The sequence below is a fragment of the Caballeronia udeis genome (genome assembly GCF_044909315.1).
GTDB classification, from domain to species: Bacteria; Pseudomonadota; Gammaproteobacteria; order Burkholderiales; family Burkholderiaceae; genus Caballeronia; species Caballeronia udeis_A.
In genome coordinates this window covers 273,352-294,759 of sequence record NZ_JBIYEB010000005.1, presented here as the reverse complement: position 1 = coordinate 294,759, position 21,408 = coordinate 273,352, and the positions used below count along the sequence as shown (strand labels likewise).

Annotated in this window: 22 protein-coding genes; 12 read left to right on the top strand and 10 right to left on the bottom strand. The window is 59.3% G+C overall.

Annotation, left to right across the window (positions count from 1 at the left end; translation table 11 throughout):
* Positions 1-31: 31 nt before the first annotated feature.
* On the bottom strand, positions 32-1,174 hold the full coding sequence (locus ABH944_RS10925; RefSeq protein WP_404606881.1) for an MBL fold metallo-hydrolase: 1,143 nt from the start codon (positions 1,172-1,174) through the stop codon (positions 32-34).
* Between the two features lie 83 nt (positions 1,175-1,257).
* Here ABH944_RS10925 and ABH944_RS10920 point away from each other — a divergent pair, with 83 nt between their 5' ends.
* The 3 genes from ABH944_RS10920 to ABH944_RS10910 all read left to right on the top strand — a co-directional run bounded on the left by ABH944_RS10920 (position 1,258) and on the right by ABH944_RS10910 (position 4,473).
* Positions 1,258-1,875 carry a TetR/AcrR family transcriptional regulator gene (locus tag ABH944_RS10920; RefSeq protein WP_404606879.1) on the top strand — a complete coding sequence of 206 codons (618 nt, stop codon included), beginning with the start codon at positions 1,258-1,260 and terminating at the stop codon, positions 1,873-1,875.
* Positions 1,876-2,136: 261 nt separating this feature from the next.
* Positions 2,137-3,375, top strand: coding sequence for an MFS transporter (locus tag ABH944_RS10915; protein WP_404606878.1), 1,239 nt, complete (start codon positions 2,137-2,139; stop codon positions 3,373-3,375).
* Positions 3,376-3,726: 351 nt separating this feature from the next.
* Complete coding sequence (locus ABH944_RS10910) at positions 3,727-4,473, top strand: SDR family NAD(P)-dependent oxidoreductase (protein ID WP_404606876.1); 747 nt, start codon at positions 3,727-3,729, stop codon at positions 4,471-4,473.
* Between the two features lie 93 nt (positions 4,474-4,566).
* On the opposite strand, the gene ABH944_RS10905 is transcribed toward ABH944_RS10910, so the two are convergent.
* Together ABH944_RS10905 and ABH944_RS10900 are read right to left on the bottom strand one after the other, a co-directional pair.
* Positions 4,567-5,313: an SDR family oxidoreductase gene (locus ABH944_RS10905; protein WP_404606874.1), complete on the bottom strand. Its 747-nt coding sequence runs from the start codon at positions 5,311-5,313 to the stop codon at positions 4,567-4,569.
* Between the two features lie 70 nt (positions 5,314-5,383).
* A complete protein-coding gene (locus ABH944_RS10900; RefSeq protein ID WP_404606873.1) occupies positions 5,384-6,367 on the bottom strand; it encodes an aldo/keto reductase in 984 nt (327 codons plus the stop codon).
* Between the two features lie 117 nt (positions 6,368-6,484).
* Here ABH944_RS10900 and ABH944_RS10895 point away from each other — a divergent pair, with 117 nt between their 5' ends.
* The 3 genes from ABH944_RS10895 to ABH944_RS10885 all read left to right on the top strand — a co-directional run bounded on the left by ABH944_RS10895 (position 6,485) and on the right by ABH944_RS10885 (position 8,997).
* Positions 6,485-7,399: a LysR family transcriptional regulator gene (locus ABH944_RS10895; protein ID WP_404606871.1), complete on the top strand. Its 915-nt coding sequence runs from the start codon at positions 6,485-6,487 to the stop codon at positions 7,397-7,399.
* Between the two features lie 277 nt (positions 7,400-7,676).
* The gene (locus ABH944_RS10890; protein WP_404606964.1) at positions 7,677-8,063 is read left to right on the top strand and encodes an ester cyclase; all 387 of its coding nucleotides are present in this window, start codon (positions 7,677-7,679) and stop codon (positions 8,061-8,063) included.
* Positions 8,064-8,316: 253 nt separating this feature from the next.
* Positions 8,317-8,997, top strand: coding sequence for an O-methyltransferase (locus ABH944_RS10885; protein WP_404606870.1), 681 nt, complete (start codon positions 8,317-8,319; stop codon positions 8,995-8,997).
* An 11-nt stretch (positions 8,998-9,008) separates the two neighbouring features.
* Here the strand turns inward: ABH944_RS10885 and ABH944_RS10880 are convergent, their stop codons facing one another.
* On the bottom strand, positions 9,009-9,200 hold the full coding sequence (locus tag ABH944_RS10880) for a hypothetical protein (RefSeq protein ID WP_404606868.1): 192 nt from the start codon (positions 9,198-9,200) through the stop codon (positions 9,009-9,011).
* 216 nt (positions 9,201-9,416) lie between these two features.
* Here ABH944_RS10880 and ABH944_RS10875 point away from each other — a divergent pair, with 216 nt between their 5' ends.
* Positions 9,417-11,237, top strand: coding sequence for an ABC transporter transmembrane domain-containing protein (locus ABH944_RS10875; protein WP_404606867.1), 1,821 nt, complete (start codon positions 9,417-9,419; stop codon positions 11,235-11,237).
* 79 nt (positions 11,238-11,316) lie between these two features.
* Here ABH944_RS10875 and ABH944_RS10870 read toward each other — a convergent pair whose 3' ends face one another.
* From ABH944_RS10870 to ABH944_RS10860, 3 genes are all read right to left on the bottom strand, one after another.
* A complete protein-coding gene (locus ABH944_RS10870; protein ID WP_404606865.1) occupies positions 11,317-12,216 on the bottom strand; it encodes a DapH/DapD/GlmU-related protein in 900 nt (299 codons plus the stop codon).
* A gap of 194 nt (positions 12,217-12,410) precedes the next feature.
* Positions 12,411-13,343 (bottom strand): DMT family transporter, encoded by a 933-nt coding sequence (locus tag ABH944_RS10865; protein WP_404606864.1) that lies wholly within the window; start codon positions 13,341-13,343, stop codon positions 12,411-12,413.
* A gap of 157 nt (positions 13,344-13,500) precedes the next feature.
* Positions 13,501-13,818: a hypothetical protein gene (locus ABH944_RS10860; protein ID WP_404606863.1), complete on the bottom strand. Its 318-nt coding sequence runs from the start codon at positions 13,816-13,818 to the stop codon at positions 13,501-13,503.
* Between the two features lie 347 nt (positions 13,819-14,165).
* Between ABH944_RS10860 and ABH944_RS10855 the strand changes: the two genes are divergently transcribed.
* The 4 genes from ABH944_RS10855 (at position 14,166) to ABH944_RS10840 (ending at position 17,332) form a co-directional block, all read left to right on the top strand.
* A complete protein-coding gene (locus ABH944_RS10855; RefSeq protein ID WP_404606862.1) occupies positions 14,166-15,248 on the top strand; it encodes a sensor histidine kinase in 1,083 nt (360 codons plus the stop codon).
* Positions 15,236-15,940 (top strand): LytR/AlgR family response regulator transcription factor, encoded by a 705-nt coding sequence (locus tag ABH944_RS10850; protein WP_404606861.1) that lies wholly within the window; start codon positions 15,236-15,238, stop codon positions 15,938-15,940. Before ABH944_RS10855 ends, ABH944_RS10850 begins: the two co-directional genes overlap by 13 nt.
* A 109-nt stretch (positions 15,941-16,049) precedes the next feature.
* Positions 16,050-16,961 (top strand): sterol desaturase family protein, encoded by a 912-nt coding sequence (locus ABH944_RS10845; protein ID WP_404606963.1) that lies wholly within the window; start codon positions 16,050-16,052, stop codon positions 16,959-16,961.
* Positions 16,962-17,188: 227 nt separating this feature from the next.
* Positions 17,189-17,332: a hypothetical protein gene (locus ABH944_RS10840; RefSeq protein ID WP_404606859.1), complete on the top strand. Its 144-nt coding sequence runs from the start codon at positions 17,189-17,191 to the stop codon at positions 17,330-17,332.
* 606 nt (positions 17,333-17,938) lie between these two features.
* On the opposite strand, the gene ABH944_RS10835 is transcribed toward ABH944_RS10840, so the two are convergent.
* On the bottom strand, positions 17,939-18,514 hold the full coding sequence (locus tag ABH944_RS10835) for a TetR/AcrR family transcriptional regulator (RefSeq protein ID WP_404606857.1): 576 nt from the start codon (positions 18,512-18,514) through the stop codon (positions 17,939-17,941).
* Positions 18,515-18,675: 161 nt separating this feature from the next.
* Here ABH944_RS10835 and ABH944_RS10830 point away from each other — a divergent pair, with 161 nt between their 5' ends.
* Positions 18,676-19,377 (top strand): glutathione S-transferase, encoded by a 702-nt coding sequence (locus ABH944_RS10830; RefSeq protein ID WP_404606856.1) that lies wholly within the window; start codon positions 18,676-18,678, stop codon positions 19,375-19,377.
* 143 nt (positions 19,378-19,520) lie between these two features.
* Here ABH944_RS10830 and ABH944_RS10825 read toward each other — a convergent pair whose 3' ends face one another.
* Together ABH944_RS10825 and ABH944_RS10820 are read right to left on the bottom strand one after the other, a co-directional pair.
* On the bottom strand, positions 19,521-20,198 hold the full coding sequence (locus ABH944_RS10825) for an alpha/beta fold hydrolase (RefSeq protein WP_404606855.1): 678 nt from the start codon (positions 20,196-20,198) through the stop codon (positions 19,521-19,523).
* 387 nt (positions 20,199-20,585) lie between these two features.
* Positions 20,586-21,251, bottom strand: a complete 666-nt coding sequence (locus tag ABH944_RS10820) for a c-type cytochrome (RefSeq protein WP_404606854.1) — start codon at positions 21,249-21,251, stop codon at positions 20,586-20,588.
* Positions 21,252-21,408 lie beyond the last annotated feature (157 nt).

Here is a 21,408-nt window from a genome sequence, read left to right as displayed (position 1 = left end):
ATCACGGCACGAGTGAGCGCCAGGCCGATAGTTAGCTTTGCGAATTAGCCTGGCTCGCATTGCGGCAGGACAACCGGCTCCGCAGCGTCCGGGGCGTCCGGGGCTCGTGCACGGTCTCGGCGACCTCACGCCACCATCGCTCACCGCGATGTGGCGCAGCCAGATGCAGCCGCTCTCCCATGCGCGGTGTGGCGAGCGGAATGCCGCGTGCGGCGGCGAGTCCCATTACGCGCTCGAAGGGTTCCTGCCAGCGATGCATTGCCAGATCGAACGTGCCGTTGTGAATGGGCATCAGCCAGTTTCCGCGCAGATCGACGTGTGCCTGGACGGTTTCATCAGGCTGCATGTGCACATACGGCCATTGGGCGTCGTAGGCGCCCGTTTCGAGCAGGGTTATATCGAATGGACCGAGGCGCTCACCAATTGTCCTGAACCCGTCGAAGTAGCCGGTGTCGCCGCTGAAGAACACGCGCAGATCGTTGTCGACGATGACCCACGACGCCCACAAGGTGCTGTTGCCGTCGAAAAGACTGCGGCCGGAGAAATGCTGGCCCGGCGTTGCCGTGAATGACAGACCGTCGATCTCTACCCCCTGCCACCAGTCGAACTGGCGTATCTTCGCGGCGTCGATTCCCCACTCGATCAGCCGGTCGCCCACGCCCAGCGGCGTCAGAAACACGCCCGTGGTAGCGGCGAGCGCCAGCACCGTCTCGCGGTCCAGGTGGTCGTAGTGGTCGTGGGACAGAATCACGCCGCGCAGCGGCGGCAAGTCGGCGAGCGCAATGGGCGGCGCATGAAAACGTTTTGGGCCGAACCGCCGGAACGGCGATGCACGTTCTGCAAAGACCGGGTCGGTCAACCAGAACTGACCGCGCAACTTGAGCAGCATGGTCGAATGCCCGAGCCGATAGAGGCTGCGGTCAGGCGTCGCGTCAAGCTGCTCACGCGTCACCGCATCGACGGGCAGGGTGCTTGCGGGCGCCGTCCCGTCCGGTTTCTTGAACAGCAAATTCCACATGATGCCGAGGGTCTTGCCGATTCCTTCGACGGGACGAGGTTTGACATTACGGAAACGCTCGCCGTCATGCTGAGTGGACGTGTCGAATGATTCACGCCCGCGGCGTGCTGCTGTCATCCCCAAGGCACGGCGAATAGAACCGGTAAACGATGTCATGTAAGACGTCCCGATACGGAAAGTAGACTGTGCAGTGTAGTTTATTGCAGAAAAAAGTAAACTGCCTGGTGTAAAATTTAACCATGAATACCAGTGACAACCCGCTACGCCTGACCGATCGCAAGCGTGCCGCCGTGATTGCCGCGGCTATTGAAGAATTTCTTGCAGCGGGTTTTGATGCAACCAGCATGGACCGCATTGCCGCCCGTGCGAGCGTCTCGAAGCGGACGGTTTATAACCATTTCCCAAGCAAGGAAGTGTTGTTCGCGGCAATCCTGCGGCAGTTGTGGGACGCGAGCGACACGGGAGAGGCGCCCGCTTATTCCAACGCCCAGCCGCTGCGTGCGCAGTTGCTTCAATTGCTGTCGAAAAAACTGCGACTTTTAAATGACGAGGCATTCCTGTCGCTTGCGCGCGTGGCGATTGCGGCAGGCATTCACTCGCCCGAGCGCGCGCGCGACATGGTGGCGCGCATGGGTGAGCGCGAAGAAGACCTGACTGTGTGGATCCGCGCAGCCGCTGCCGATGGCCGGCTCAAGACACCCGACCCCATGTTCGCCTCGCTGCAATTGCAGGGCCTTGTGAAAGCGTTTGCGTTCTGGCCGCAGGTCACAATGGGGCAGCGCACCTTAAGCAAGGACGAACAAAAGCAGGTAGCGGAATCCGCAGTCGACATGTTCCTGGCGCGCTACGCATCATGATCGGTGCACGATGAGCGTGACCCACCGTGGTGCTTGCCGGCGGTAATCTCAGTTCATTCGGGCGAGATTATCGGGTGCGGTTAATCGCTTTCAAACCCGCACCTTCTAAACGCGCCTCGCGCGTTTAGCCAGAGAAAAGACAGAGAAAACGACGCAGACAATTTACATTGTGCTCAAGCTAAAATCGGTCTGCAGCGAGGTCAACCGTTCCAAACCGGTTAGCCCGCTCAAGTCCCGATTTCTTTTGACAACGGACATTCGATGCGTATTCCTTCGCGTATTCCTTCATTCGACAGAAAGATCGCGTTTCCACTTATCGTATTGTCTGTCACACAGATAATAGGGTGGGGAACCGTTGGTCTGCCGGCGATTGTCGGAAGGCAGATGGCCAATGACCTCAAGATGGACCTTTCATCTGTCTTTGCCGGGGGTTCCTTGTTCTATGTTGTCATGGGACTCTGGGCGCCCTTTCTTGCAGGGCCGTTTGTCCGGTTTGGCGCCAGGCGCGTCATGATCGGCGGCACGATTTTGGCGGCCTTGGGGTTTCTGTTGCTTGCGTCGTCTGGCGGGCCTCTTCTCTATTTCGCCGCCTGGGTGATACTTGGAACAGCAGGTAGCGCAACGCTCACGACCGCCGCCTATATCATGCTTAACGAAGTTGCCGGATCGAATGCGAAGCGTGCGATCGGCGGGCTTATGTTGCTCACCGGACTGTCGAGCAGTTTCTTTTGGCCGCTGGCCTCTCTTCTTGCAAAGGCGTTCGCCTGGCAGGGGACATGCGTGGTCTACGCGGGAATGCTGATGCTCGTATCCCTGCCGCTTTATGTCTTTGGACTGCCTGCGGAGACGATGCCGCCAAGCCCGGATGCGCGTGGTATTTCCAATAGCGGTATGTCCAATATTTCGGCCGTTGAGCCGAGGCGGAAAGCCACGTTCTACCTGATCGCGGCAGCTATCGCATTGAATGCATTCGTAACATTTGGGTTCAGCGCGATCTTTATAGAATTACTCAAAGCGCTCGGATTACCGGCAGTACAGGCTGTCGCCTTCGGTTCAGCTTTCGGCGTGATTCAGGTCAGTGCCAGAGCAGTGGATTTCCTGGGAGGCGGCAAGTGGGACGGAATTTCGACCGGCATCTTTGCTGGCATTGCGCTCCCTGTGTCAATGGTGCTGCTTATATTGGGCCGGGGTTCGCATTCTGCGGTCGTGGTTTTCGTTGTGCTCTATGGACTAGGTAGCGGAGCGCTTGCCGTTGCGCGCGCAACCATACCGCTGGTGTTTTATGACAAGGCCGAATATGCATTGGCGGCATCGCGCATAGCGCTCCCTCTGAACGTGACGTCAGCAGCGGCACCGCCGCTTTTCATCGCATTATTGACGCGGTTTGGTAGCAATGTCTTGTTGGAAGTAGCCATTTTGTGTTCTGCCACCGCATTGCTTCTGCTGTTGCTGCTTACGCGCCGAAGACCCGCATTGGATAACGCCGCGCCAGTCGCATGACACGTACCTGGCGACATTCGTCCAGGCCCCCTTGGGGATATGCGGCCGGCGTGTGGGGCACCCGGCGCAAAGGCGGGCTGCGACAGGCAGACCTCGCGGACCGAAGTTCCGATGCCATCAAGTAAATGGCTCAAGTCATGCTCCAAGGCGGGAATTGCCAGCCTTCGGCGATCATCGTCGATGTCCTGTACAGCGGCTGTTCTTCGATTATTCGTCAAATCCCATCAGTCAATTCGTTTTGCGCCGCTTTATCGCGGCTGAAGAGATGTCTAGATTGGCAGCACCAGGTTGATCGGCTCCGGAAGCAGCCAGTCAATGTCCACGGTACTCACTCTCTTCAAGGAAACGATCATGAGCAAGCTCACCGGTAAGGTGGCCGTCGTCACTGGCGCGTCCAAGGGTATTGGCGCCGCTATTGCCAAGGCACTCGCAGCAGAGGGCGCGTCGGTGGTTGTCAACTATGCAAGCAGCAAAGCCGGCGCCGAAGCCGTTGTCGCAGCAATTACCGCGGCTGACGGCCACGCAGTCGCCGTTGGCGGCGATGTGTCGAAGGCAGCGGATGCGCAAGGTATCGTCAAGGCGGCTATCGACACGTTTGGGCGCATTGACATTCTCGTCAACAACTCGGGAATCTACGAGTTCTCGCCTATCGAAGAGATCACCGAAGAGCATTTCCATAAGCAGTTCAACACCAACGTGTTGGGCGTGCTGCTCACCACGCAGGCCGCTGTTCGTCATTTCGGCGAGGGCGCGAGCATCATCAATGTCAGTTCGGTTGTCAGCCGCATTACACCGCCGGCAAGTGCCGTCTATAGCGGCACGAAAGGCGCGGTCGATGCAATCACGGGCGTGCTCGCACGCGAACTCGGGCCGAAGAAAATTCGTGTGAACTCGGTCAATCCCGGCGTGGTGGTGACTGAGGGTACCCAAAGCGCGGGGATAATCGGGTCCGACCTCGATGCGTGGGCGCTCGCCCAGACGCCGTTGGGCCGGCTGGGTCAGCCGGATGACATTGCGTCCATCGTGGTGTTTCTTGCGTCGGACGACTCGCGCTGGATGACGGGCGAACATGTTGTCGCGAGTGGCGGCATGCGCTGATCCGCAAGGGTGATCTTGCCCGGCGCGGACCCGACTGGGTCCCGTCGGGCTGTTTTGATGTCGCGGCCCGCCAGGTTCCTTGATCCGTGCCGATTAAAGCTCCTGGCGGGTGGGGCGGAACAGGATCTCGTTCACATCGACTTCCGGCGGCTGGCTGATCGCGAAGGCAACGGCCCGTGCAAATGATTCAGCCGGAATCGCATTTTCTTTGTAGAACTTATTGATGTTCTCGGCTACATCCGACTCGGTGATGCTGTTCGGCAATTCCGTGTCCACGGCACCCGGCGAGATCACTGTCGTGCGGATGTCGTAGGCCTTGACCTCCTGGCGCAGCCCTTCGGACAGCATCAGCACCGCGCTTTTGGTGGCCGCATAAACCGCACTGCCGGGCCGGACCTTATGACCGGCCACGGACGAGACATTGATGATCTGGCCGCTTTTCTGTTCCTTCATGTACGGTAGTGCCGCACCAATGCCGTACAGCACGCCCTTGATGTTCACATCGATCATGCGGTTCCAGTCGTCGACCTTGAGACGTTCGAGCGGCGAGTGCGGCATCAACCCCGCATTGTTGATCATGACGTCCACACGCCCGAAGGTCTGTACGGCGGTGTCGACCAGTTTCCTGACGTCGTCGAAGCGGGTCACGTCGGTTGCAACGGCGATTGCTTTTGCTCCGCTACGGGTCAGTTCATCGGCAAGCGCCTGAATGCGATCCATGCGCCTCGCGCCCAGCACGACGTGTGCGCCCAGCGAGCTCAGATGCCGGGCGGTCGCTTCCCCGAGTCCGCTGCTCGCGCCGGTGATCACGACGACTTTTCCTTCGGTGTTGTTGCTCATGGTCTGGCTCCTTCATTTGGTGCGTGATGCGGCCTTGATCAAAGCCGCGTGGATTGCCGCGACGGTTGGTTTATCGATCGACGCGCTTTTGCAGAGCCGCCGGGTAGCGATCGCCCACCACGGTGATCTGCTGCAGCGCAGCTTCGATTGCGGACAAGTCATTCGCCGACAGTTCGACCGTAGCCGCGCCGACGTTCTCTTCCAGGCGATGCAGTTTGGTCGTACCGGGAATTGGGACGATCCACGGCTGTTGTGCGAGAAGCCATGCAATGGCGATCCGCGCCCGCGTCGCGCCACGGCCATCCGCAATCCGGCCAAGCACCTCGACCAGACCTGCGTTTGCCTTGCGGTTTTCCTCGGAGAAACGTGGCACGACGTTACGGAAGTCGGTCTTGTCGAAGGAAGTCTTCTCGTCGATGGCGCCGGTCAGGAAACCCTTGCCGAGCGGGCTGAACGGCACGAAGCCAATACCCAGTTCCTTCAGCGTAGGCAGCACAGAGCTTTCCGGCTCACGCCACCACAGCGAATACTCACTCTGTAACGCCGCCACCGGCTGCACGGCATGGGCGCGGCGGATCGACTGCGCGCCCGCTTCGGACATGCCGAAGTGCTTGACCTTGCCTTCCCGGATCAGATCCCTGACCGTGCCGGCCACCTCTTCAACCGGCACATCCGGATCGACACGATGCTGATAGAACAAGTCGATGCGATCGGTCTTCAGGCGCTTCAACGAGGCTTCGGCCACGGCGCGGATGCGTTCAGGGCGGCTGTCGAGGGGCTTCTTCGAGTCACCGTCCTGGAAGCCGAACTTGGTGGCGATCACCACCTGGTCGCGAAACGGCGCCAGCGCCTCTCCGACCAGTTCCTCGTTGATGAACGGGCCGTAGCATTCGGCCGTGTCGAAGAACGTGACACCACGCTCGAAGGCCGCCCGAATCAGTTTGATGCCATCGGACTTTTCAGTGGCCGGGCCATAACCGAAGCTCAGGCCCATGCATCCCAGGCCGATAGCCGACACTTCAAGACCGCTGTTTCCAAGTTTGCGTTTTTGCATGATGTTTCTCCTTTCAGAATGCCGCGAACTGCTGTTCACCAGACACCAAGCTTAGGCTGTTGTATCGCGCTCAACAATCCGGCTAGACTTGCACGGGGTGTTGAGGGGAATTCATCTATGTTGCGTGCCGGTCTGTCCGAACTCACGGCTTTTGTCGCGATTGCCGACGCGCGCAGTTTCCGTGCGGCGGCGCGTACGCTGGGCGTTTCGCCGTCGGCGCTCAGCCATTCCACGCGCGGTTTGGAAGAGCGTCTTGGCGTGCGCTTGTTCAATCGCACGACGCGCTCTGTTGCTTTGACCGAGGCCGGTGAGCAGCTCCTGCAGCGAGTCGGACCGGCCATGGCCGAACTCGCGGATGCAGTGAACGAGGTGGTCTCAACCCGCGACCGGCCTTCGGGCTCGATCCGGATCAACGCATCCGAGAACGGGGCGAAATACATCGTCCGTCATGTGCTTCCAGACTTTCTTGCGGCCTATCCCGGCATCCACGTGGAGTTCGTCGTGGACACGCGGCTCGTCGATATCGTGGCCGATGGTTTCGATGCCGGCATACGTGTGCTCCAGGACGTACCGCGCGATATGGTTGCCATCCGGTTCAGCCCCGACATGCGCTTTGCCGCGGTGGCGTCGCCGGACTATCTCTCGCGTCATGAGCCGCCTAAAGCACCGGACGATCTGGCGCAGCACCGTTGCATCCGTTTCCGGTTCGAGAGCGGCGCGCTCTACCGCTGGGATCTTGAACATCGCGGCAAAACCGCCAGCATCGATGTCGACGGGCCCATGACGCTTGGCAATATCAATGTGATGGTTGAGGCGGCGCTCGCGGGCATTGGCATTGCCTGGGTCCCGGACTATCAGGTGGCAGACCATCTGGCGTCAGGCCGGCTGGTCCAGCTTCTTCCTGAATGGAGTCCCGCCTTTCCTGGCCTGCGCCTTTACTACCCGGCCAACCGGCACCCGCCAACCGCGCTGAGATTGTTCGCACAAGCCGTGCGCGAATGGGTAAATAGCCAATCGCCATACGTGGGTTGATCGCGAATTATTGCCCGCAATCTTTCTTCGAGCGCTGGTTTTCAAGCGGCTCGTCGTCCTTCGATCGGTATCCGGATTGCTTTGTCCATAGCGTTAAATTTACCGGCTGCGTCTGCGCGTGACTAGACGGTAGAACCGGCAAACCCCGATGAGCTGGATTCATGAATGGCCCGCAAGAACCTTAATGACTTGCCGGCATTCGTCGCCGTGGCGCGGCGCTCCGATTTCCACGATGTTATTCTTGGCTGTGGAATTTCAACTCTTCAGGGAAATTGCCGTGAATAAAACTGACCTCTCCAACGTCTACCGCGGCTATATTGCGTGCCTGAACAAGCAGGACTGGCCGAATCTCGGACAGTTCGTTCATGACGACGTGCATTACAACGGTCAGCGGATCGGGTTGTCAGGTTATCGCGAGATGCTGGTGAGGGATTTTCATGAAATTCCGGATCTTTATTTCCACATTCAGTTGTTGGTTGCCGATTCGTCTTGTGTGGCCAGCCGGTTGGACTTCAACTGCACGCCAAAGGGAACGTTCCTTGGCCTTCCTGTAAACGGCAAGAAAGTTTCCTTTGCGGAGAATGTGTTCTATCAATTCCGCGGCGACAAGATTGAGCAGGTATGGTCCGTTATAGATAAAGCGGCTATTGAAGCTCAGCTTTAGTGCAATAAGTTACCTGTATCTCTCTGTTACTCCTATCTCTTCTTCATGCGCGCTTAGCCTGAACTGATTGTTCTGGTGCCTGCCCCTTTCGACGCCCCGAATGGCCACCGGTTAATTAATTCTCGTTTGTCCACAATATTTCCGCGCTTGAAACGTCTTTGATTGCAGGGATCCGGACCGAGATGTTCGATCCTGCATCGGACCCGATTTCCGGACATGACACGCCTTTTCAATTTCACTGGAAGATCTCCCAATGGATACCGAAACGATTGAAAAAATTCTTCGTGAAGCCCGGACCTCAAACGGCCGAAGTCCTCTTAAAGACGCAAAAATCAATGCGGTGATCGATCGGGTGTGGGCTTCGCAACGTTATCCAGACGACGGCGGTCCGCGTGCCAATCCGAGTTGCGATCCGGCCGATTATGCTGATTACGGTTTTTCGATATTTCCCGCTCAAGGCGATGTGATCTATCTGCTGTGCCGCGCGATTCGTGCAACCCGGGTAGTGGAGTTCGCAACCTCCTTCGGATTCTCGACGCTCTATTTCGCAGCAGCGATGCGCGACAACGGCGGCGGCACGGTGATTGGTTCCGAGCTGGTTCCGTCAAAGGTAGCGACTGCAAGACAAAATGCCGCCGACGCAGGATTGGCCAGTTATGTGGACATTCGCGAGGGCGACGGTCGCCGGACACTCAGGGATCTGGGCGGGCCGGTTGATTTCGCGCTTATCGATGGATGGCCATTGGGGACGGAACCGTCGCTGGCCAGGGAGGTCATCGAAATCGTGGCGCCACAGATCCGGACCGGCGGTTTCTTGATGAACGATAACGGTGAGCCGGACTACATCGAATTCATTCGGAATCCTGCAAACGGCTTTCTGTCCATCAATCTACCCATCAAGGGTGGTACGGAACTCTCGGTCAAAATAGCCTGAGCGGGGGGCCTCTAGCGACGGCCGCTGCGGCCCCACACGTAGCGCACCCAACGTTGCCACTTGCTCTGCGGCGGAGCGCTGGATTTACGCGTTGCCTGCTCTTCGCGGTCGCGCTGGACGCTTTTCTGAATCTGTTCGTGGATCTGGCGCAACGTCAATCCGCCGGGACCCTTCAGTTTGTCGGGATCGGGTTTGTCTGTCATGGGACTGGTTTATTCCTGATGAATCGACTTGATCTTGATACATACGGGCAGTTGCGGCAAGCACGCGGAAGTTGTTTTCGAGCGGTCACGTAGCGCGAGGGTAAGCAACGAATACAAAGGGACTTATATCAGCGCCGGGCTTTTACGCGGAATGTCTTCCGATCCGCTGCACTGGCACAATCAAGACGATCTTTGATCCACCTGGAATCCTCATTCATGTCAGACGCCGCACCCGCTTCGCCGCCTTCGCGGGCTATCGGCCCGCTATTTGCGCTATTTCCCTTTCTCCGGCCTTATGCGGGGCGCTGGGCGCTCGCGTTCCTGGCGCTGGTGACCTCGGCAGGAGCCACGCTGGCGTTGCCGGTGGCGTTCAAGTACCTGATCGATCGTGGCTTCGCTGCGGACGACCGGGCACATATCGACCGCTATTTTCTCGCGCTGTTCGTCGTATCGCTGGTATTGGCCGGCGCCACGGCGGCGCGCTTTTATCTGGTGTCGTGGCTGGGCGAGCGAGTCACGGCTGACTTGCGGCGTGCGGTCTACGACCATGTGCTGGGCATGAGTCCGCAGTTCTTCGAGACCACGCAGACCGGGGAGGTACTGTCACGCCTCACCGCCGACACCACGCTGATCCAGACGGTGGTAGGCACCAGCCTGTCCTTGGGGCTGCGCAACTTCTTCCTGCTGGCCGGCGGCGTGACCATGCTGGCGGTCACCAGCCCCGTGCTGTCGGCTTACATCATCGCTACGCTGGTCGTGGTGGTTGCGCCTATCGTCATCTTTGGCCGGCGCGTGCGGCGGCTCTCGCGCGCCAGTCAGGACAAGGTAGCGAACACGAGCGCGGTGGCCGGCGAGGTGCTCAATGCCATGCCGACCGTTCAGTCGTACACGCAGGAGCCCTTTGAGGCGCGGCGGTTTGGCGGCGCGGTTGAACTGGCCTTCGAGACAGCACTCAAGCGGATTCGGGCGCGCGCCTGGTTGACCGCGGTGGTCATCGTGCTGGTGTTCACCGCCATTGTGTTTGTGCTGTGGCTCGGGGCGCAGGCGGTGCTGGCCGGGCGAATGACTGCCGGCCAGTTGTCCCAGTTCATCCTCTACGCGGTGTTCACGGCCGGCGCTGTTGGAGCTGTCGCCGAGGTGTGGGGCGATCTGCAACGGGCCGCCGGCGCCACCGAGCGCCTGCTGCAACTGCTGTCGGCACGCTCGCCGGTGGTGGAGGCCGAGACGACCGTGTCGTTGCCAACACGCGGGGAGGGCATCCGCTTCGACAACGTCAGTTTCTCGTATCCGTCCCGCCCGGGCACTGCGGCGCTCTCCGGCCTCTCACTCAATGTCCGCTCGGGTGAGCACGTGGCGCTGGTTGGACCGTCCGGCGCAGGCAAAACCACGTTGTTCCAATTGCTGCTGCGTTTTTACGATCCGCAGAGCGGCAGCATCCTGATCAACGGCGTCTCGACGCGGCAGGTGCCGCTCGTCGAATTGCGCCGGGAGATTGGCGTAGTGCTGCAGGAATCCGTGATTTTTTCCGGCAGCGTACTCGACAACATCCGCTACGGCGCGCCCGACGCCACGCTTGCGCAAGTGCAGCAAGCTGCCGACATGGCGGCAGCGGCCGGCTTTATCGAAGAACTGCCGCAAGGCTATGACACGTTCCTGGGCGAGCGCGGCGTGCGGCTGTCTGGCGGCCAGCGCCAGCGCATTGCGATCGCCCGGGCGATCCTGAAGAATCCACCCATCCTGCTGCTGGACGAGGCCACCAGCGCGCTCGATGCCGCAAGCGAACGGCTGGTGCAAAAGGCGCTGGACAATGCCGCGCAGAACCGCACGACGCTGGTCATCGCGCACCGGCTGGCGACTGTGCAGCAAGCGGACCGGATTGTCGTGCTGGAACACGGCCGCATTGTCGCGCAGGGCCGTCACGCTGAGTTGCTGTTGAGCTCGCCGCTGTATGCGCAGTTGGCTGCCTTGCAGTTCGGCGAGCGGCTGGGGCAGACGGGGCAGAGCGGGGCCGTGCGAGATTCGGTCGGCTCTGCGTGAAGACGCGATTCGCAAGCGTCCGCAAGGCTCACGCTCGCGGCGCGTTGAGCGCCGCGGCTGAAGAGTTCAAACGTTTTGGTCAGTCGTTGCTATGCAAGCTTGTATTCAGGCCGCCCCATCGGGAGGAATCGGTCGGCAGTACCTCGACTGCACCGCTCTGACTGTTTCGACGAAACAGCAGGCCGGATTTCCCCGACAACTCCCTTGCTGAAACGACCTTACCATCGGGCATCTTCACTTTCGTACCGGCCGTGACGTAAAGACCGGCTTCGACAATACATTCGTCTCCAAGCGAAATGCCGATGCCGGCGTTCGCTCCAAGCAAACTGCGCTCGCCTATGGAATTCTTGGTCTTGCCCCCGCCCGACAGCGTTCCCATGATGGAGGAGCCGGCGCCGACGTCGGAGTTCTTGCCCACGGTCACACCCGGCGTCACGCGGCCCTCGACCATCGACTCTCCAAGCGTACCCGCGTTGAAGTTCACAAAACCTTCATGCATGACGGTTGTACCCGCTGCCAGGTGGGCGCCAAGTCTTACACGGTCCGCGTCGGCAACCCGCACGCCTTCGGGCACGATGTAGTCCGTCATGCGAGGAAATTTATCGACCGACGACACCGTGAGATGGTGGTATTCGGATGCTACCCGGTCCCGCAGATCATCGACATTGCCGGGAAACACGGGACCTGCCGATGTCCACGCGACATTGGGCAACAGACCAAAAATGCCATCGAGATTGATTTCGTTGGGTTTGACGGTTCTGTCGGAGAGCAGGTGCAGGCGCAGGTAGGCATCCTCAGTCGAAACGGGTGGGGATTCGAGCGACTCGATCACCACGTCGACGAGATCCCCCGAAATCAGGCCGGCCTTCTCGGCGAGGCAACTGCGCTTTTTCCCGGCGCCGGAAGCCGGAAACCAGACGTCGATAGTTTTGCCTGTAGCACTATCACGGTACCTGTGGCCGGTTCGCTGGATAGCCATCGAAGATTCCTCTTTTGTCATGCGGCAGTTAATGTAAATACGCCGGTTGTGAAAGCGATAGCTTGCAAAGGACGGCTCGGAGGATCATAGCGGAATGAACATCCGACACCGACGGGCGACACATCGTGCATGTCCGCTCTGGTCCGACAGACGCTATGACGCAATGGCTCCGCCTCCGCGATTTCCAGACAGCTTCAAACTGCCTGTTTCGTCTCGCGAGCGGCGCGTTGCCGTCCAATCTGCAGCATCGCGATACTGGCAAGGATCAGGACGACGGCCCCCACTTCCACTATGCCGACTTTCTCTCCCGCGGCCCAGCCGATCAGCAGCGCGACCGTGGGCGTAATGTAAGTGGCGCCCGAAGCCGCAACCGCACCGAGCTCCTGAAGCAAGAAGTAGTAGATCAAAAAGGCGGTGCCGGTTCCCAGAATGCCAAGTCCGACCACCACACCCATGGCCGCACGCCAATCCTGAAGTATCTGCCCAATACCGGTGAAGTTTGTCAGCAAAAGGAGTATGAGCAGGGCCAGGCCCACCTGCCAGGTGGCGAGCGCCAGGGGCGGCAAGTTGACCGGTGCCAGAAAACGACGGACATAAACGTATGACAGCCCAAGAATGATTGAGCCGCCCAGCATCCAGCAAACACCCGCGAGGTTGATCGGATTGGCCGACCCTTCCCAGGGACGCGCGATCAGGGCGATACCGGCAAAACCCAGAACTACCCCGGCTGACATCAACCCGTTGAGTTTCTCGGTTCGCAGGAGCACGAGCGAGAAGATGGCGGTGAACAAAGCGATCGACCCGCCCAGAACGCCCGCGATACCGGAGGGGAGCAACGCCGTTCCCCTGACGATGGCAAAGTAGTAGAAGGCCGTAGCCACGGCGCCCATGACGAGGAAATGCGGCAGATGACGGGCTTGGCTACGCTTGATCACGCGTTTATGCCAGGCCGCAAATGCCAATGGCAGGAAGCCGAAAAATACTCGCAAAAGGACTATTTGCGCAGGGCTGATAAAGGCGGCAGCCCATTTCATATAGATAAAATTCGATCCCCAGATAAGGCCGAGCAACACAAAGGCAGGGTACGTAAGTTTCATCAGGCCGATCCTGGGAAAAGGAGCAGCCATTTTGGCACTTGCGTTCCAATGGCATGCGGGATTTCACTCCAGCTTATCGACAGCGACCGCTTTGAGATAGTTTGTGCAATGCGCCAGCCAATCGCTTTCGTCGCCGATTTTCTGTATGGCTTCGTCAGGGCAACTTCGTAATCCGCGCCGCGTGCCTCTACCGCTTGGGCCCTTTCATGATTTCCGACTCCATCGCGGCATGCCACTCCTCGCTCGCCTCGAGGGGATCCATCTCCTCTTCAACGGAACCCATTGCGCGCTCGGCGGCCGCTTTCGTCTCGTCTGCCGAGGGATCGAATTCGTCGTTTTCATCGGTTGGCGGCTGCAGCATGTCCTTAAGCATCGCGCTTAGCTCCGGCGTGTCCCAAGGCAGACCACGCTGCGTCTGCAACTTGATGTAATGCCTCACTTCCGCGTCCTGCTCCGGGGTGAGGGGCAATCCCCGAAAGGTGGTATCAGGGTCAAGGTCTGTCATGGCTTTCTCCTGCGTGCGGCTTGCCCCTTAGTGTAGTCCGGTTGCGGATCAGTGACGCCGTGAAAGGGGATTTGTCTGGCTCTGACGGACAACGGAGTTGGCGTAAGCCTTTGCACGTTCGGATTCAACTTGTCCTGTCCGGAGCCAACTGGACTTCAGGAATACTTTTCATAAACCGGTTGTCCATAAAAGGCCGGCGTCCATTCTGGACCAGGACGAGTTTTTACAGCTACCATAGTCATCGCTCACCGGAGCCGGGTGAGAAGGGGGCCGCCTTCAGGCAGGGTCGACATAGGGCGCGTGGATGCCAAACCAGCGCCGAGGACGAGCGCGAATGAGCAGGAAAAATGAACACTAGCTCCCTCTTCGGTGAATCCCAACCGCCAATCCCATGGCGGCGCCTGGTGTGGCCGTGGGCCGTGTTCTGGCTGCTGATGCTGGCTATTGCCATTCAGGAAACCCTGTGGACAGGCAAATTGCAGTTCTGGCGGCCCCTCGTCAACTGGGGCACCTCAGCGTTGGGGGCCACGGTGCTGATTGCGGTGCAGATAAGGCGTGCGGACCGGTTCAAAAGTCTTCTCAACCAGCCGCTGAAATGGTTTCTTCGCAGCTTCGCGGCCATGCCGCTGCTAATGGTCCCTTACATCGCTGCGGTATATGCGTTGCGATTCGGCATCTATGCACTGGCAGGAGCCAGGTACCCGCATGGACCGTGGGTCGAAGTGATGGCCTACGACGTGACGAACTTCGTCGTGTTCTATGCGTTGTTCAGCGGCATCCTTTTCGGTCTTCGATTTTACGGGGCGTGGGCCGACGCGTGGCTGACGGCCGAAAAGCAGGCAAACCTGGCGCGCCAGGCGCAACTCGCACAACTGACCCAGCAACTGCAACCGCACTTTCTGTTCAACGCGCTGAACACCGTTTCATCGCTGATCCACACGGACCCCGACATGGCCGACGTCCTGCTCACTCGTCTGGCGACCTTGTTGCGCGCGGCGACTGACGCGAGCCAGCGTCCCGAGCAGTCACTGGCCGATGAACTGACGTTGCTTCACGCCTATGCCGACATCATGGTCCAGCGGTTCGGCGATCGCGTCCGGCTTTCATGGGAAGTCGATGCCACTTCACACGGTTGCCAGATCCCCACGCTCGGACTTCAACCGCTGCTGGAAAACTGCTTCCGTCATGTTGTCGAGCGGCGCAGCGCGTTGACGCACATCGCAATACGTATAACGCATAGCGCGAGCCGGCTGCAGGTCGAGATTGAGGACGATGGTGATTTGCAGCAGCTTCCTGAAAAACGCGGTGTGGGTCTGGGCAACCTCGAGCGCCGTCTGCAATCGTTGTACGGCGCCCAGGCAAGTCTCGAATTGCGATTGCGACCGGGCGGTGGCCTGATCGTGGGGATGAGCCTGCCATGCGCGCACTGATTGTCGACGACGAGGAACTTGCTCGCAGCAAGCTGCTGCGTATGCTTCGGGTGTTTCCCGATGTCGAGGTGGTGGGCGAAGCGGCCGACGGTGCGGCGGCGCTGATGCTGGCTGCGCAGCTACGGCCAGACGTTGTTTTCCTCGACGTACAGATGCCCGAGGTCGACGGTTTCGACGTGGCGGCGTCCTTGCCGGACGGCGGTCCGTCGCTGGTATTCGTGACCGCGTTCGACCAGTATGCGTTACGGGCATTCGACGCCCAGGCGATCGACTACCTGTTGAAACCTGTCGAGCCGGAGCGCCTCGCGCGCACCGTGCAGCGGTTGCGCGATCCGGTCCGCGGTGCAACTCGCCCGAGTGTTGGCATGCCCGCGCAACTGATGGTCGCCGATCGCGGGCAAACGCATGTGGTGCGCTGCGCGGATATCGAATGGCTGGAGGCCGCCGATAACTACGTGAACATCCATCTTCCTGGGCGCAGCCTGCTGATACGACGCACGCTTGCCGCCTTGCTCAATGACCTCCACCCCGCATTTGTCCGCACGCACCGCGGCGCTGCCGTGGCGCTTGCCGCCGTGCTTGCTGTGCGGCCACGAGGGAAGGGCGATGCCACAGTCGTGCTGCGCAGTGGCGTCGAGGTGCCGTGCAGCCGGCAGCATCGGGAAACGCTGATGCAACGCCTTCAGCAATAGCCCAATCGGCCCAATCCGCCCCACGGCCGACCCGGCTCGTCCCAGTCCGGTTGCGAGTCAAGAGGCGTCAAACTACGCTGACCGGCATCACCCTATGGATGATCCGGCCATGGCTCTGTCGCTCACCCTGCTCAACTACGCAAATATCGGAGTTCTCGTTTTCTCATTGATCGAGGCTTTGGCGCTTGCTATCCGGCACGGCTGGCGAGGCTACGACTGGAAGGCCGCGAGTGTGTCGGTGGCAGACTTTCTCGTTCGTGAGTATCCGTTGCGCTGGTTGCTGCCACTGGCGTTCTATAGCCATTTTATGGACTGGTTCTGGCGGCACCGCCTCTGGACATTGCCGATGAACCATTGGAGCGGATGGCTGGCTTGCTTCGTTGGTCAGGAGTTCTGCTATTACTGGTTCCACCGTGCGGCTCACCGGACGCGCTGGTTCTGGTGCACCCACGCCGTCCACCATTCACCCAATCAACTCAACCTTTCCGCCGCATATCGTTTCGGCTGGACTGGCCGTCTTACCGGTTCGACGCTGTTCTTCGTGCTCGCACCGCTATTCGGCATGCCGCCGCAGATTGTGCTGATGCTGCTGACGCTCAACTTGCTCTATCAGTTCTGGCTGCATGTCACCTGGATTCCACGCTTCGGACCGCTTGAATGGATCTTCAACACGCCTTCTGCACACCGTGTGCATCACGCATCGAACCTCGAATACCTTGATGGAAACTATGGTGGTGTGCTGATCGTGTTCGATCGGCTATTTGGTACCTACATTGCGGAAAAGCGCGGCGTGCCATGCCGCTTCGGTCTGGTCAAGCCGATGACGACCTATAACTTATTGACTATAGAGTTCGATCACTGGCGCGCGTTGTGGCGTGACCTCCTGACCGCGCGTTCCATACGCGAGGTATATGGCTACGTAGTCAAGCCACCTGGCTGGCGGCCAAATGACAAAGGGGAAACTACCGAAGATCTGAGGCGCCGTGCAGATCCACAGCTCTTCGGCGCGGGGCAGCAATAGGGTATGAGCGGCGACGTCGGGAATCATCCGCATAACAACTGCCGTGGAGAAGAGAATGATGCTCGCGCGAGTCACAAGACGCTTCGTCTTGAGTGCAGTGTTAAGTTTGTACGTTTTACTGATTTCTGTTCTTACCGGGCCTGCGTATTCACAGAACGCGGATAAACCAGTATGGCCAACCAGGCCCGACTTGGAATCAGGTGGTGGATCGCCATTTTTTTGCGTGAGTGGCTGAACGGATCACGATTCCCGCCGGCGCCAAACATGTGGACTTCGATGTGTACGTTTCACCCCTGCCGCCGCCTGGGGAGATTCGGGTCGCAGCGGTTGCCGTGTTCCTGAAGAGCAAGGAGTTGCTCGTGGAGACCTGAGCGGCGTGGTGCGGTGCGCGGGCATCGGGCAGTCACCTGCAAGCAGACCACCATGCGCCTTTCCAACGTAGAGAGGACTCGCTCCCTGATCGGGAGCGAGTCCTCAAATTGCGCTGTGCTATCGGCACAGGGCAGGCCGCAGCGACCTTGGATGCGACTCTATTCGGCAGCTGGCGGTGTTCGGCAAATAACTGACAGTGCGGCGTTTGCGCTTGTCCGTCAGCGGAGTTTCTTCGTGAAGCCGCAGGTCCATTGAGAGGCGTTGTTCACGCCTTCCTAATTGACCGCAACTGGCGCGGCGCCGGCAACGCCTGCGTTCTCGCAGCGCAGCCATGCGCACGACCGCGGCGAAGCGCGACAATGCATCGATCGAACCGGACACACTGGTGTATTCCTCACACCCGATCCGTCCGTCCAGAAGGACAGCCAACCCCGACTCACGGGCCAATTCAAGTACGTTCATTTTTAGGCCTCCGCTCTCGCCCCTGACCGACACACTTGAATGCGTTCGGCATATGAGCGAGAGCAGTTTACGTGCCTGATTGGTCATCCTGATAGCGATGTCGCGCGGCAGAATCGTCATGAATGGTATGAATCATTGCACCGCTATGCCGGCAGGAGACCCGCCGCGCGATAGCTCTTGATCAGCGCGTCATAGAGCGAGATATCCGAGCGGCTTCTCGCCATGAGCTGAGCGCCGCCGACGGCGGCGAAGATGGCGCGAGCCCGCGGTTCGCTCTCTTTGGAACTGACCACGGCAGCAGCGGACAGAACCTTGGCCAGCCACGCAACATTTACATCGGCAAAAGTCTGGACCTCTTTCTGCACCGCTTCCGGCAGGTCGTCATATTCGGCGGCCATGAAGCTGCAGAGGCACATGCGATTATCGTTTTCGAGCGCCTTGCGAAACGTATCGGGATATTGGCGCAGGCAGAGGAGCGGATCCGGCGATTCAGCCAGCAGTGCATCCAGGGATGCCGCCGAGTCTTCCCAATAACGCCTCGCTACCGCAGCGCCTAGATCGGCCTTGCTTGCGAAGTGATGAAAGATGCTCGGAGCCCTGATGCCGACATCTTCCGCGAGGTCACGAAAATTCAATCCGCTGTAGCCATGGGCCTGCGCGATCCTTTTGGCCGCCGCCAGGATTTTCTCCCGGGAGTTCGGGCTCGCTTCATTCTTCACTGGTCCCGCCCTCGCAAATGAAAAACGGTATTGACGCAGGCAATTATAACTCCTATATTACAACCTACCAAACGTTAGGTAGATTTACAAATAACGACGCCCGGCGTCATCTGTTCCGTCAGTTGCAACCACGCTGTAACCAAACCGCAGAGAGGCAGGCAATGAGTTCCGCCATCATCAATTTCGACGTAACCAAACTAGCCATGATGAGGATTTACGATTGGCACACCGGCCCCTATCCGGCGCGTGTCCGTATAGCTTTGGCCGAGAAGAACCTGCAATCGCGGGTCCGGTTTGTATCGGTGGATCTTTGGAAAGGCGAGCACAAGCAGGCTGGGTTCCTCGCCAAAAACTACTCAGGCACGCTGCCGGTGCTCGAACTCGACGACGGGACCTTCATTGCCGAGTGCACGGCCATTACCGAATACCTTGACGCGCTGGATGGCACACCAGCATTGACCGGTAAAACAGCGCGCGAAAAGGGCTTGATCCACATGATGAGCAAGCGCGCCGAGTCGGAGTTGCTCGACGCCATCAGTGTTTATTTTCACCACGCGACGCCGGGACTTGGACCCGATGTCGAGATTTATCAGAATGCGGAATGGGGCTTTCGTCAGCGCGACAAAGCACTAAGAGGCATGCATTACTTCAATGCCATTCTGGAAAGACAGCCGTTCGTCGCCGGTGAGGTTTTCTCGATGGCGGACATCACGGTCATCGGCGGTTTGATCTTTGCGGGGCTGGTGAATCTGCCTGTGCCTGCGGAGTGCGAAGCTCTTCAGGCGTGGTACGCAAGGATGCAGGAGCGTCCCAGCGTAAAGAACCGGGTGACGATGTCAGAACCGGCCGGGGCGTGTGTTTGAAATAGTTGTCTGTGAACGATTGCTTTCATGATTTCAGCGAAAGCAACCGAACACACATCTGATCGATATGAACAACCGCTTGCGGGCAATCCGGAAGTTCGTTCAGGGTCGAACTGTGCCGATTGCGTGAGGCAGAGACCGGGCTATCCCCGGCGAGCGGAGCAGCGGTTGATAAATTCTGCAACCAGGCCGGTGATTTCCGCTGGACGCTCCAGGCTCGGCAGGTGGGCAGCACCGGTCAACACATGACTCGATCCATTCAACACCGTAGTCGCAACATGACGGCTTCGTTCTTGCACGTTGGGGAAGTCGAGATCACCCCAAACCACTAGCGATGGCATCGACAACTTACCCAAACAATCGTAGGCGCCCCCGGCATCGAGATTCGCTCCGGTCGGCGGCGACCTGAGCGCAACTGCGTTCATGTCGACGAACAACTGACGGGCCGCACCCGTGACGCGACCTTCCGGCTCAAGTGGACCGTCCAGAAAAAGGCGAGCTCTGATCGCGATCATCTGATCCAGATCGCCGATCTTTTCCGCTTCCTTGAACCGGGTCATCAGGCTCTCGATCCTGGGCGGATAGATCGCCTCGGGTGCGCCACTCACGTTGGGCGCAATGAGAACAACGGCACGGATGCGCGATGGATGCTGAAGCGCCGCGTCGAGCACGATTCCTCCACCCTGCGAGCATCCAACAAGGATCACAGGCTCGCCGTTCGCCGTGGCGTCAATCACCGCCATCAAGTCCGCGACCGCAGAAAAGTCTTCCTGTTCGACGCGAATTTCCTGTAAAGGTGTCCAAGCATGATTTGCTTCCATTGGGACACGGGAAGATGCTATGCCCGGCTTACCTGATCCTATCCGGATTGCCGCGAACTCTGATGAAGCCGCACGTGTCGCTGCCGTCCTATCCGGGCGGGCAGCTCATTGCCTTAACATGCAAGTTCTGGCAAGGATACGATTCAGGTAACTGCGGACTCTGCGCTACACTCAAATTCGAGGCGTCGCTACTCACGGTGCAGCCGCTAAGCATCACTAACAGACCTGATATTACGACGACGTTACTCCACACAAGAAAACGCATATGTACTGGACTCAAAGGGCACGGGGTTGCGGTACGGGGATATCCGTCGCAAACGCGGTCAGGTGTTGGGTTGCAACGCCAATCGACGCAATGTTCACGCGTAGATCGCGCGTTGCCGGTCGTCAAGGTTGAATTACCGAAAGGTAAGCCGCAGCCGCTTCGATCTGCGCGTCGTTCAGCGTGGCCGCGACGGCCGTCATCGAACCCGGTGCCGGCGTTTTCCCCTTCGCGCGTGCCTGAAATTCGTGTAGCCGGGCAACGACAAACGCCGCCGGTTCACCTGCGATGCCCGGAAATCGCGCGCCATTGCCTTTGCCACCGGCCGCGTGGCAGCTGAAACAGGCGGGAATGTCTGATCCGGCACCCATCTGGGCGAGCCGCTTCCCGGCAACCACCAGGTTCTGCTGCGGCGGCGTAGCTTCGGCAAGCGGCGGGTCCTGCCTCGAAAAAAAGATCGAGAGCTCACGTATCTCGCTGTCGGAAAGATTGTGTGCGACCCCCTGCATGACAGCGCTTGCGCGCGTGTCCGCCTTGAACATTGACAGTGCGTGCGCGAGATAATCCGGATCTTTGCCGGCAAGCCGCGGCCCACCCGTTGCGGTGCCGGCGCCTGATGCGCCGTGACACGCGACACAGGATGCAATGGACGGCGCATTCGCCTCCCCGGCGGTATCCTGCGCATTCACTGCGGATTGCGCAGGACAGGTGCTTGCGAAACTGAGAAGCGCCGCAACCGAAAGCGGGCGCAAGGCGTCGCGCAGCATGTTGATGGAACGTGAACTCATCATCGTGATCTTCCCGATATCCTTTGGACAAGCATCCGGTGAACGACGCTATGAGGCGATTCTGCGGGGATGATTCTGACCGGCGAGCGTCAAGCGAATTACGAATTTGTTATCCAAGGCAATCGCTGACCTGCCTGCATCCGACGCCTGGAGCGTCGAT